The organism is Vibrio sp. CyArs1, from assembly GCF_022432925.1.
GTDB classification, from domain to species: Bacteria; Pseudomonadota; Gammaproteobacteria; order Enterobacterales; family Vibrionaceae; genus Vibrio; species Vibrio mediterranei.
The window spans coordinates 59180-71173 of sequence record NZ_JAKRBO010000013.1 but is presented as its reverse complement, the minus strand read 5'-3'; the positions used below and the strand labels follow the sequence as shown (position 1 = coordinate 71173).

At 44.1% G+C, this 11994-nt stretch carries 12 protein-coding genes; 7 read left to right on the top strand and 5 right to left on the bottom strand.

Going from position 1 to position 11994, the window contains the following annotated elements; genetic code table 11:
• The first annotated feature begins 1 nt into the window (after nt 1).
• Nucleotides 2-820, top strand: coding sequence for a phosphate ABC transporter ATP-binding protein PstB (pstB, locus tag MMA19_RS24105; protein WP_240207483.1), 819 nt, complete (start codon nt 2-4; stop codon nt 818-820).
• Nucleotides 821-838: 18 nt separating this feature from the next.
• Complete coding sequence (phoU, locus tag MMA19_RS24100; RefSeq protein ID WP_006074790.1) at nt 839-1534, top strand: phosphate signaling complex protein PhoU; 696 nt, start codon at nt 839-841, stop codon at nt 1532-1534.
• Between the two features lie 9 nt (nt 1535-1543).
• Here the strand turns inward: phoU and MMA19_RS24095 are convergent, their stop codons facing one another.
• The 4 genes from MMA19_RS24095 to MMA19_RS24080 all read right to left on the bottom strand — a co-directional run bounded on the left by MMA19_RS24095 (nt 1544) and on the right by MMA19_RS24080 (nt 4697).
• Nucleotides 1544-2032 (bottom strand): DUF481 domain-containing protein, encoded by a 489-nt coding sequence (locus MMA19_RS24095; protein ID WP_038227977.1) that lies wholly within the window; start codon nt 2030-2032, stop codon nt 1544-1546.
• A gap of 85 nt (nt 2033-2117) precedes the next feature.
• Entirely contained in the window at nt 2118-3059 is a 942-nt protein-coding gene (locus MMA19_RS24090; RefSeq protein ID WP_240207482.1) for a LysR family transcriptional regulator, read from the bottom strand.
• Nucleotides 3060-3146: 87 nt separating this feature from the next.
• A complete protein-coding gene (locus MMA19_RS24085) occupies nt 3147-3896 on the bottom strand; it encodes a copper homeostasis protein CutC (protein WP_240207480.1) in 750 nt (249 codons plus the stop codon).
• Between the two features lie 192 nt (nt 3897-4088).
• Complete coding sequence (locus MMA19_RS24080) at nt 4089-4697, bottom strand: peroxiredoxin C (RefSeq protein ID WP_006074794.1); 609 nt, start codon at nt 4695-4697, stop codon at nt 4089-4091.
• Nucleotides 4698-4884: 187 nt separating this feature from the next.
• Here MMA19_RS24080 and MMA19_RS24075 point away from each other — a divergent pair, with 187 nt between their 5' ends.
• Complete coding sequence (locus MMA19_RS24075; protein ID WP_006074795.1) at nt 4885-5790, top strand: hydrogen peroxide-inducible genes activator; 906 nt, start codon at nt 4885-4887, stop codon at nt 5788-5790.
• Between the two features lie 762 nt (nt 5791-6552).
• Here MMA19_RS24075 and MMA19_RS24070 read toward each other — a convergent pair.
• Entirely contained in the window at nt 6553-7023 is a 471-nt protein-coding gene (locus MMA19_RS24070) for a CBS domain-containing protein (RefSeq protein ID WP_038227972.1), read from the bottom strand.
• Nucleotides 7024-7278: 255 nt separating this feature from the next.
• Between MMA19_RS24070 and queA the strand changes: the two genes are divergently transcribed.
• The 4 genes from queA to secD all read left to right on the top strand — a co-directional run bounded on the left by queA (nt 7279) and on the right by secD (nt 11994).
• Entirely contained in the window at nt 7279-8331 is a 1053-nt protein-coding gene (gene queA, locus MMA19_RS24065; protein ID WP_006074797.1) for a tRNA preQ1(34) S-adenosylmethionine ribosyltransferase-isomerase QueA, read from the top strand.
• A 151-nt stretch (nt 8332-8482) separates the two neighbouring features.
• On the top strand, nt 8483-9616 hold the full coding sequence (gene tgt / locus MMA19_RS24060; RefSeq protein WP_006074798.1) for a tRNA guanosine(34) transglycosylase Tgt: 1134 nt from the start codon (nt 8483-8485) through the stop codon (nt 9614-9616).
• Nucleotides 9617-9785: 169 nt separating this feature from the next.
• On the top strand, nt 9786-10115 hold the full coding sequence (gene yajC / locus MMA19_RS24055) for a preprotein translocase subunit YajC (RefSeq protein ID WP_006074799.1): 330 nt from the start codon (nt 9786-9788) through the stop codon (nt 10113-10115).
• Between the two features lie 22 nt (nt 10116-10137).
• Nucleotides 10138-11994, top strand: coding sequence for a protein translocase subunit SecD (gene secD / locus MMA19_RS24050; RefSeq protein ID WP_006074800.1), 1857 nt, complete (start codon nt 10138-10140; stop codon nt 11992-11994).

The following is an 11994-nucleotide window of genomic DNA, read 5'->3' as shown; positions in this document are numbered from 1 at the left end:
CATGTTTTCTATCAATCAAACGTTGGGCTATCCCACGCCTTTAGATGTTAACAATCTAAGTGATGAGCAAACCGCCATTGCGATAGAAAACTTGAATCTGTTTTATCGCGATAAACAAGCTCTAGACGACGTATCTATGCGGATTCCAAAAGGGCAAGTGACCGCATTTATCGGACCGTCTGGCTGTGGTAAATCGACTCTGCTTCGCTGTATCAACCGAATGAATGATCTAATTGAAGGTTGCACGGTGACAGGCAAAGTGAAATTACATGGAGGTAATGTTTATCATCCGGATGTGGACGTCGCTACTTTGCGAAGACGAGTTGGGATGGTGTTTCAGCGTCCGAATCCATTTCCAAAGTCTATATATGAGAATGTAGTGTATGGATTGCGGCTTCAAGGAATTAAGAACAGCCGTAATCTCGATGATGCGGTAGAGCGAGCATTGCGCTCAGCAGCGCTCTGGGATGAAGTGAAAGACAGATTACACGAGAATGCATTTGGGCTTTCAGGTGGACAACAACAGCGATTGGTGATTGCTCGAGCCATTGCTATCGAGCCCGAAGTATTGCTGCTGGATGAGCCAACGTCGGCGCTTGATCCTATTTCAACATTGACCATCGAAGAGCTCATTAATGATCTTAAATCCAAGTATACGGTTGTGATCGTAACGCATAATATGCAGCAGGCAGCGCGAGTTAGTGATCACACTGCCTTTATTCACCTCGGAAAATTGGTAGAGTATGCGGATACTGATACTATATTTACCTCACCGATTGAAAAACAAACCGAAGACTATATTACCGGTCGCTACGGTTAATTAAGGAAGTTGTTGGACATGCACTTTGGTCGTCATATCTCTGGTCAATTTAATGCCGAATTAGAGTCGATACGCACTCACGTGTTAACAATGGGAGGGCTGGTCGAGCAGCAGCTATCCTTTGCGATGCAGGCGTTGCACAAAGACGACCTTGAGTTGGCCAAAAAAGTGGTAAGGGACGATCACAAAGTGAATGCGATGGAAGTATCCATCGACGAGGCATGTACGCGAATTATTGCTAAACGCCAGCCTACGGCTAAAGATCTCCGCTTAGTGATGGCAATCATCAAAACGATAACGGATCTTGAACGTATCGGCGATGTAGCGACTCGAATTGCTCGCGTGGCTATAGAGCAACCATCAACGAAACAACAGAAATTTCATGTCTCTTTAGAGCCGCTATGCCGACAAGCCATCACTATGTTGCATCAAGTGCTTGATGCATTTGCTCGTATGGATGTCGATGCTGCTGCCGAAGTCTATAAATTAGATGACAAACTGGATGCAGAGTATGAAGCCGTGGTTCGTCAGTTGATGACATATATGATGGAAGACCCGAAGAACATTCCTAACATTCTTCAGGTCATGTGGTCAGCTCGAGCCATTGAGCGAGTAGGTGATCGTTGCCAGAATATTTGTGAATACATCATTTACTTCGTGAAGGGTAAAGATGTTCGTCATCTGGACGAGAAAGCCATTAACGACATTCTTTAGTTGGCCAGTTTAGAAACGCCCAATGACACCGAAGTTCAAAGTCATATTCGAGCCTACAGGGATATAGGTGTCTTGTGAGTTAAATACGTCATAATCGAAGCCTGTCTTTAAACCAAAGCTTGAATTGAGCATGTAAACGTAACTTGCTCCAATGCTTAATCCTAGAGAGCTGCGACTGCTCGATTCACTATCACGACTATCACGACCGTAATAGTCGGCAAGACCAAATTCAGCTTGTAGGCCATGGTCCTGCTGGTGTCCAAACATGTGTTGTAAACCTAGGCGATATGAGTCAATACGTTCGTCGTAACGGTTAGTGTTATAGGTCTTGCGTCCATAGCTAAAAAATACAGCATCCATACCTAGTGTGTCTGCTACACCTAACTGAATACCAGCACCATTGTATATACCGATTTTGACGTCAGGTGATACGTGGAACGTTTGAGCTGATGTTGTAAAGGAAAGAGTAGCGATTAGAGGTAACAATAGCTTTTTCATCAAGCACCTTTATAGAACAGTAAAAGTGCGCTGATGTTAGCTGCCGTCATACCGTAAGGCTAAGAAGTGACGCTTATAGCTATCATTAGTCCTGATTATTAATATGTTGCTGTATTTTCTCGCGTAGGATCCCTTCTATCCACTGAGCTTTTGGTGAGTGGCGATTTTTATTATGAACGTAGGCATATAAACCTTTGGTATAAGGCTGATCGTTAAGTTCTACTTTTAAGGCTCTAAGCTGCTTACTGTGTTTACTTGGTAACAAGTTTGAATGAGGCAAAAGCATATCTGTTGACGATACCACATCAATAATTGCTAATACGACCTCAGAACGAAAGCCGACGTTTGCCTCATATCCGTGTTGTTCCAGTATTTGAGCGGCAAAACTAAAGTTGTCATTCCATCCTGGAGAAATGAGAGATGCAATCTCGTAATTGGCAGCCTCATGAGGAGTTATGATATTGCTCTTGAGGGGATGGTCTTGGCGTACATAAACTCGAGCTTCCATGTCGGCTAACTTGTCTCTAGCGATCTCTTTCGAGATACTTTCTAAGTCATAGTGCATCCCGAGGAACACATCACCATTACGAAGTTGCTCTGGGGTTTGCTGGGTCCAACTGGTGAGTTCTAAGTTTAGGTTTGGTGCTTGCTTTCTAAGTTCTATAAACAGAGAGCCCGCCAAACAAGATAATACTATCGGCGCCAAAGCAATTTTTATTGTTCCTTCAAGCTCATTTGGCGAAAAGTCGGAAAGCTGTTCTAAAGAGGCTTCGAGTCCATCTAAATAAGGGGCAATCTTTTCCTCTACTTGAAGAGCAAATGGTGTTGGCTCTAGCCCGCCCTGTACTTTGACGAAGAGTTCGTCATCCAAGTGAAATCGCAGCTTTTGCAGAGCTTGACTGATTGCAGGCTGAGTTACAAATAAGCGCTCGGCGGTTTTACGGGCATTGCGCTCTTGCAACAGAACTCGAAACGTTCTGAGTAGGTTCAAATCGAGCTTTTGAAATAAATTCGCTGACGTTTTCATAAATCCCTAGGAGAAAGTGGTGCGAGATTGAAAGAAGCCTCAAAACAGTCGGCTTCTTCTATGGAACTTTGGTTAAAAGCACAAGCTTTATAATGAGTTTAGCACTTTCGCTACCGCTCGAATTTTATCACTGCTTGTCACAGGAATGGCAAAGTCATCCACATCATCACTGCCCATTTTGGCATCGTCAGCAATGAAATGCATCTTGCTTTTTCTAGTTGATTTGCCTGAAAGGTGGACCTCCGTAACGTGACTGGTGGCGATGATCTTAGCGATATTATCAGCATTGACTCCAGCTCCGGCCATCAATTCTATGCGTCCATTTGCCAAAGCAGACAGCTTGGCGAGCACATCGCTACCGTCTAGTGCATTTGAGGCCAGTCCGGATGTGAGTATTCGCTCACACCCTAATGCGATTACATCCTCCAAAGCCTGTTCGGGATGCTTGCATTGGTCGAACGCTCGATGGAAGGTGACGCCCAGCTGTAACTCATGAGCCAGTTTTACTAAGCGGATAGAACGAGGCATATCGATGTTGCCATCTTTATCAAGTAGACCTAAAACGATGCCTTGAGCACCATATTTAGCGGCGGTGCGCACGTCTTCTGCCATGATTTCAACATCGTCACAATCATATAGGAAATCACCTTGTCTAGGACGTATCATGACATAGATAGGAATAGAAGAAGATTGGACAGCTTGTTTAATGAGGCCTGCGTTCGGGGTTAGTCCCCCTAACGCCAAAGATGAGCATAGCTCAATCCGCGTAGCACCACCTGCAATAGCCAGTGGCAGGGACTCGATATTGTCGATACAGACTTCAAGTTGGTAGTTCATAAGGTCTCTCAGTAACTATACTGGGTATCAATATATCTCTGCTTTTGAACTCTGAAAATAGAAAAAGCCCGAGTCGTGACTCGGGCTTTAATTTTTTGGCTAACTCGTTTCTTCTTCAATGATTGGCTGCGTTTTTCGCTTTATATTTATCCAACCATCAACCCTGATTGAGCGCAGGGTGAAGGTATCGAATTATTTAGACAGGTCGTCTGCGTGCTCAGATAGGAACGCAGCAACACCTTTTGGAGACGCGTCCATACCAGCTTTACCTTCTTCCCATTGTGCAGGACATACTTCGCCGTGCTTCTGGTGGAAGTTTAGAGCGTCAACCATACGTAGCATTTCGTCGATGTTACGGCCTAGAGGTAGGTCGTTAACTACTTGGTGACGTACAAGACCGTCTTCGTCGATTAGGAAAGAACCACGGAAAGCAACGCCTGCTTCTGGGTGCTCTACGTCGTACGCTTGGCAGATTTCGTGTTTAACGTCTGCAACTAGAGGGTACTTAACTTGACCAATACCGCCATCTTCGATAGCAGTGTTACGCCATGCGTTGTGAGAGAACTGAGAATCGATAGAAACACCGATAACTTCACAACCTTTAGCTTGGAAATCAGCAAGACGGTTGTCGAATGCGATCAGTTCAGATGGGCAAACGAAAGTGAAGTCTAGTGGGTAGAAGAATACAACTGCTTTTTTACCTTTAGTGAACTCAGCAAAGTTAAAGTTCTCAACGATATCACCGTTACCTAGAACAGCTGCTGCAGTAAAGTCTGGGGCTTGACGACCAACTAGTACCATTTTTTTGCTCCTAAATAGAGTTTAATTCAAACCATTTTTGGTTTGGTCCGTGTTTGTGCGAGACAAACTATAGTACACATTGTAGTATTGAAAAAAGCGAAATTAATAGATTAATTCCATCGAAAAAAGCGATGAAGCAGTAATGCCGATTCCTTTTTTGATATTGGTCCAAAAACAGGCAGTTACCATGAATAAATGGCCCAGTTTAAAGCAGCTTCATTACTTGGTTACTCTGCATGAGACGCGACACTTTAGTGAAGCCGCAGAGCGCTGTTTCGTCAGTCAGTCTACGTTAAGCAAGGGGATTCAGAACCTAGAAGAACTGATAGGCTGTCCTCTCTATGAAAAGAAAGATAAGAAAAGTCCGTTGGTCTTTACTCAAGCCGGTGAAATGGTGGTTTCACAAGGACGGGAGCTCCTAGCAAAGGGACAAGACCTGATTGAGTTAGGCAACTTGTGTCAAGGTGATGCGATGCAAGGGCAGTTGAAGCTTGGTTGTATCCCTACAATAGCGCCATTTTTACTGTGTGATTTAGTTCAGGAAGTGAACGCGCGTTACCCTCAGCTTAATCTTTTACTCAGAGAAGATACTACCGCGAACTTACTCGCCGCGCTGAGACATGGTGAACTGGACGTTCTCATTTTGGCGCTCCCGATGGACATCGGCAATATGGACAGCTGCATTGTTGGACATGACCCGTTCAAGATGGTCATCAGCCGTAATCAAGCGGACAGAATTCGTGTCCCTATCAAATATGATGATCTACCGGATGAATCGGTTTTCTTGTTAGAAAATGAACACTGTTTAACAGAGCATGCGGTTTCTGCGTGCAAGCTGACTGAGAAAGAGAAAATCAATCCATTTAGCGCAACAAGCTTACATACTTTAGTTCAAATGGTTGCTAATGGATTGGGGACTACATTTATTCCTCAGATGGCGATCGAGCATGGTCTATTGGAGAATCAAAACCTTATTGTCGTTGAGCCTCCGGGGCAGCAAGCTTATCGTGATATTGGTTTAGTTTGGCGACCAAGTTCATCTCGACGTGACTCATTTCTTCAATTGGCGGATGTGGTTTCAGAATTACTTTAGTTTTCAAACTATTCTGCATAAAAGAGAACGGCTAGTGAAAGACACCATTTTGGGTGTCTTTTTTGTTAAATTACTCTAAATGCCTAGGTTAGTGTGTAAAAAAACACAGTTTAATTTTCACAAAATCTTTCAATCAAATCCTGCGCTTCACAGTGTCAATTTCACACTGTCAAATTGAAGAGGTGTGCGGTCGTTATCTAGACATCTTAATGATAACGAGGTGTACCTAGCAATGTTCCTACTTTCGCTATAACTATGTAAGAAACAATGGTTGCCATTTTATGTAATTAAATTACGTAATAAGTTACATTATTTGCACTTTATCAATGATTGTTATTAAGAGTACAAAGTGTCGAATTTTCGAAAAAGACATATTTAGAGTTGATACTCTAAGTTGGCTTAGGTATCGTATTTGTATGTTTTCAGTGGAAGATAAGACTTGGTAATGAATCATTTATTTGACTCATTTTGCCACAATGAACATAAAGTTTGTTGACCGTTTCTGTAACTACTTTCGTTTTAAACTTTCAAGTGAGATGAGAGTAAGTGCAGTCAGTGGCTTATCTTAGTGATAAAGAGCCCCAGCTGTGATCGTTTGATTGTCTCTCGTAGTGTTTAAGCGTTCTCATAATGAGTTATCACATCATTGAAAAACAGAAGCTTAACGCTTCGACTGGTTTTGAGCACTGCCTCAGTAGTTCAGTAATGGCTACTGAATGTCGGTAAGTTTGAGCGGCGCAAGCCGCTCCCTTTTTTTGACTGTTACGCGTCTAGTGCTTCCGAATCGCTACTCTCTTCAACTTCGTCCGGCTCGACTTCTTCTTGAAGTTCTAGCAAGTTAATCGCAATCGCGACAAAATCACTGTCAGTAATAATGCCAACTAGTTGTTTATTTTTCACAACAGGTAGACATCCCACTTTGTGTTTTTGCATGTAGAGTGCACTTTCTTTTAATCCGGCTCTTGGTTCCACCGTCATAATATTACTGTGCATGAGTTCACTCAATGGGGTGGATAATGTGTAAGACTGGTCGCTTGGGATTTTTTGTAGGATGGATTCTTGTGCCGCCAAAACATCACGTTGAGAAACAATGCCGAGCAAATGACGTTCTGCATCAACGATAGGTATATGCCTGATATCGAGTGCTTCCATCGTATGTTTAGCATCGGCTAGGGAGTGAGACCGCAATAGGGTGTGAGGGTTGCGAGTCATCATATCTTCGACCTTAATCATAGGGCCTCCAACTCGTTCTGATTGTGTACTTTAACTATAGAATTTTTCATGGATTAAGTCTGAGACAGGCGTCGTTTTTTGTAGCGCCAGTCACAAAATAAACTTACTGATACTAAGGTTAAATTGTGTGCCCTAAAAACACAGCATTTACGTTGGGTAATGACGGTTCAGCTTGCTATTCCAACGGGTCACTTTATACTATGCGGCTGCGAATTTTTTCGCCGTTTTTGTCGCTTAATATAGAAGATTGGTGTTATGCAAGTTTCAGATTTTCATTTTGATTTACCAGATGAGCTTATCGCTCGCTACCCTAAAGCCGAAAGAAGCTCAAGCCGACTGCTTCAGCTAACCGGAAATACTGGTGAAGTCGTAGATGGAAGCTTCACTGATATTGTTGACCAAGTACAGCCGGGCGATTTGCTCGTGTTCAATAATACTCGCGTGATTCCAGCACGAATGTTTGGACGTAAAGCGTCAGGCGGTAAAATTGAAGTACTTGTCGAACGTATGCTTGATGACAAGCGTGTCTTAGCTCATGTTCGATCTTCTAAAGCTCCAAAACCAGGTACAGAACTGTTCCTTGGAGAGAATGATGAATACCAAGCGTTGATGGTTGCTCGTCACGACGCACTTTTTGAGATTGAAATGCAGTCTGAGAAGACGGTTCTTGATATTCTTAATGATATTGGCCACATGCCATTACCTCCTTATATCGATCGTCCAGATGAGGATGCCGATAAAGAACGTTACCAGACCGTTTACAACGAGAAACCCGGTGCGGTTGCTGCTCCTACCGCTGGTCTGCACTTTGATGATGCTGTACTTGAGAAAATCAAAGCCAAGGGCGTAAACTTTGCCTATGTGACTCTGCATGTTGGTGCAGGTACTTTCCAACCTGTGCGAGTTGAAAATATCAACGACCATCATATGCATGCGGAATACGTTGAAGTGCCGCAAGAGGTCGTAGACGCGATCAATGAAACCAAAGCAAACGGTGGCCGAATTATTGCGGTCGGTACAACATCCGTTCGTTCTTTAGAAAGCGCTGCGCAAGATGCGCTGAAAAACGGCACAGAGCTAGTGCCATTTTTTGGTGACACAGAGATCTTTATTTTCCCGGGATATGAGTATCAGCTGGTGGATTGCTTAGTAACCAATTTCCATCTCCCTGAGTCCACACTCATCATGCTCGTCAGTGCCTTTGCGGGTTACGATAATGTGATGAGCGCATACCACCACGCTGTAGAACAGAAGTACCGTTTCTTTAGCTACGGTGATGCGATGTTCATTACCAAAAAGACCGCTTAAGATTTTTATTTCACTCAAGGAGCCAGTGGAATACGGTAAGGATTACCAACTTCACTAGTCGCTTGGCTAGTGCATTCAAGTGCGACAAGCTACGCTTGTTAGTGCGTTTTAAGATTGAGTCAGACTGTGTCTCTGGCAATGTGGAGGCTTCGTGAAATTACAATACGAACTAAAAAAGAAAAATGGTCACGCTCGTCGTGGTCAATTGACGTTTGAACGCGGGACGGTACAAACGCCAGCGTTTATGCCTGTTGGTACTTACGGTACTGTGAAAGGTATGACACCTGAAGAAGTAAAAGGCACTGGAGCTGAAATTCTTCTAGGTAACACTTTCCACTTATGGTTGCGCCCAGGTCAAGAAATCATGAAGATGCACGGCGACTTGCATGACTTCATGAACTGGCATGGCCCAATCCTTACCGATTCAGGCGGCTTCCAAGTATTTAGCCTTGGGGATATTCGCAAAATCACTGAAGAAGGTGTGCATTTCCGTAACCCAGTAAACGGTGACAAGATTTTCATGGATGCTGAAAAATCGATGGAAATCCAGAAAGATCTTGGCTCTGATGTGGTGATGATTTTTGACGAATGTACGCCATACCCAGCGACCCATGCTGAAGCGAAAAAGTCGATGGAAATGTCATTGCGCTGGGCACAACGTTCTCGCGATCATTTCGACAAGCTTGAGAACCCTAACTCGTTGTTTGGTATTGTCCAAGGTAGTGTGTACGAAGATCTACGTGATGTGTCTGTTGAAGGCTTAACTAATATTGGCTTCGACGGTTATGCGGTTGGTGGTCTTGCTGTTGGTGAGCCAAAAGAGGACATGCACCGTGTATTAGAGCATACAACGCCTAAACTACCTGAAGACAAACCTCGCTATCTAATGGGTGTAGGTAAACCTGAAGATTTAGTTGAAGGTGTTCGCCGTGGTATCGATATGTTCGATTGCGTAATGCCGACTCGAAATGCACGTAATGGACATCTGTTTGTAACCGGTGGCATTGTTAAGATCCGTAATGCAACGAACAAGACGGATACAGGTCCATTGGATGAGCATTGTGATTGCTACACCTGTAAAAATTACTCTAAAGCGTATCTGCATCATTTAGATCGCTGTAATGAGATCTTAGGCGCTCGCTTAAACACGATTCACAACCTACGCTACTACCAACGTCTGATGGAAAGCATCCGCACTGCGATTGATGAAGACCGTTTTGATGAGTTTGTAGAAGAGTTTTATGCACGACGCAATCGCGAAGTGCCGCCACTAGATATGAAATAGTTGGCTAAATAAACGGCTATCCCTGCAATTGGTACCAAATCCTAGCTCTCGGTCACATTTTTTATGTGTTTAAGTCGCTATGAAACATTGAGTTACCGTTTGCTTCTTGAAAAGATAGGGGGATAGCCCAATTTTGGATATGTATTTACATTAAAGAGGATGTTTTCCGATGAGTTTGATTTCTGCAGCTCACGCAGCTGAAGCGGCACCACAAGGTGGCGGTTTTGAAATGCTAATTATGCTTGGCATGTTTGCGGTAATTTTCTATTTCATGATTTACCGCCCACAAGCTAAGCGTGCTAAAGAGCATAAAAACCTAATGGCTTCTATGGGTAAGGGTGATGAAGTCCTAACTAATGGCGGTCTAATTGGTAAGATCACTAAAATTGCTGAAGACAACGACTACATTGCTATCGCTCTTAACGACAACAATGAAGTAGTTATTAAGAAAGACTTCGTTACTGCAGTGCTACCAAAAGGTACGCTAAAGTCTCTATAAAAACAGCTAAAGGATCCTCGCTGTGCTAAACCGTTATCCTTTGTGGAAGTACCTGATGGTGGTGTTTGCCATCGCCATTGCAGCTTTGTATGCACTTCCCAATCTATACGGTGAAGATCCGGCTATTCAAATTACAGGGGCGCGTGGCGCCTCTGTTGATATGTCGACGCTGGATACTGTCACCAAAGCTCTTGAAGAAGAGCAACTCTCTCGTAAGTCCATTGCTTTAGAAAATGGCTCCATTCTTGTTCGTTTCAACGATACTGATACTCAAATCAGTGCGCGTGACGTAATCAGCCAAGCTTTAGGTAAAGATTCCATTGTTGCATTGAACCTAGCGCCAGCTACGCCAAACTGGCTAGAGTCGATCGGTGCAAACCCAATGAAATTAGGCTTGGACCTTCGTGGTGGTGTTCACTTCTTGATGGAAGTGGATATGGACGCTGCGATGGAAAAGCTGGTGGGTCAGCAAGAAGAAGCATTTCGTAGTGAGCTTCGTGAAGACCGAATTCGCTACCGCTCCATTCGTCCATCGGGTAAAGACGGTGTTGAAGTACTACTTCGTGACGCTGAACAACTCGCGGAAGCAAAAGCGGTGCTAACCACGAAACACCCAGACATGGACTTCTTTGATTCTGACTCAAATGGTCGTTTCGCACTTGTCGCGCGTTTTAAAGAAACTCGTCTACAAGAGATTCGTAACTATGCTGTCGAGCAGAACATCACCATTTTACGTAACCGTGTAAACGAACTGGGTGTGGCTGAACCTCTGGTTCAACGTCAAGGTGCTAGCCGAATCGTAGTTGAACTTCCAGGTGTACAAGATACTGCTCGAGCTAAAGAGATTCTTGGTGCAACGGCAACGCTAGAATTCCGTGAAGTAGACAGCTCTGCGGATCTTGCAGCGGCTGCTAATGGTCGAGCGCCAGCGGGTAGTGAAATCAAGCAAGACCGTGACGGTCGTCCTGTGGTGTTGAAGAAGCGCGTTATTTTAGGTGGTGCGAGCATTACCGATGCAAGTTCAAGTGCTGATGAATATGGACGTCCACAAGTTAACATCTCGCTAGATAGCGAAGGTGGTAACAAAATGGCGGCGTTCTCACGTCAGAATATTGGTAAGCTGATGGCCACGGTTTTCGCTGAGTATAAAGACAGCGGCAAGCGCACACCGGAAGGCAAAGTTATTCTTGATAAGCATGAAGAAGTTATTAACCAAGCGACGATTCAATCGGCACTTGGTCGCAACTTCCGCATCACTGGTATCGATTCTGCTGCCGAAGCTCACAACTTAGCTCTGCTATTGCGTGCCGGTGCTCTGATTGCACCTATTTCGATCGTTGAAGAGCGTACCATCGGTCCATCAATGGGTCAGCAAAACATCGATATGGGCATTAAGGCATGTATTACAGGTATGATCGCCGTAATGCTATTCACCTTGGTCTATTACCGTCGATTTGGCCTATTTGCCAATATGGCGTTAATGGCTAACATCGTATTGATCGTTGGTGTGATGTCGATGATTCCTGGTGCAACGATGACGTTACCAGGTATTGCAGGTATCGTACTTACCGTAGGTATGGCGGTTGATGCGAACGTTCTGATATTTGAACGGATACGTGAAGAGCTAAAAGAGGGACGTAACCCTCAACAAGCGATTCACCAAGGTTATGCCAATGCGTTTAGTACCATCGCTGATGCGAACATTACCACGCTAATTACCGCGATTATTCTATTCGCAGTAGGTACCGGAGCAATCAAAGGCTTCGCGGTAACGCTGTCGATTGGTATTATCACTTCAATGTTTACTGCCATCATTGGTACACGATGCCTCGTGAACCTAGTATACGGTGGTAAGCGTATCAACAAGTTGTCGATCTAA

Excerpts from the sequence above, each read along its gene's own strand:
- phoU (WP_006074790.1), top strand. The coding sequence starts at position 839 with ATGCACTTTGGTCGTCATATCTCTGGTCAATTTAATGCCGAATTAGAG.
- pstB (WP_240207483.1), top strand. The coding sequence starts at position 2 with ATGTTTTCTATCAATCAAACGTTGGGCTATCCCACGCCTTTAGATGTT.
- MMA19_RS24085 (WP_240207480.1), bottom strand. The coding sequence starts at position 3,896 with ATGAACTACCAACTTGAAGTCTGTATCGACAATATCGAGTCCCTGCCA.
- MMA19_RS24080 (WP_006074794.1), bottom strand. The coding sequence starts at position 4,697 with ATGGTACTAGTTGGTCGTCAAGCCCCAGACTTTACTGCAGCAGCTGTT.
- MMA19_RS24095 (WP_038227977.1), bottom strand. The coding sequence starts at position 2,032 with ATGAAAAAGCTATTGTTACCTCTAATCGCTACTCTTTCCTTTACAACA.
- MMA19_RS24090 (WP_240207482.1), bottom strand. The coding sequence starts at position 3,059 with ATGAAAACGTCAGCGAATTTATTTCAAAAGCTCGATTTGAACCTACTC.
- MMA19_RS24075 (WP_006074795.1), top strand. The coding sequence starts at position 4,885 with ATGAATAAATGGCCCAGTTTAAAGCAGCTTCATTACTTGGTTACTCTG.
- queA (WP_006074797.1), top strand. The coding sequence starts at position 7,279 with ATGCAAGTTTCAGATTTTCATTTTGATTTACCAGATGAGCTTATCGCT.
- yajC (WP_006074799.1), top strand. The coding sequence starts at position 9,786 with ATGAGTTTGATTTCTGCAGCTCACGCAGCTGAAGCGGCACCACAAGGT.
- MMA19_RS24070 (WP_038227972.1), bottom strand. The coding sequence starts at position 7,023 with ATGATTAAGGTCGAAGATATGATGACTCGCAACCCTCACACCCTATTG.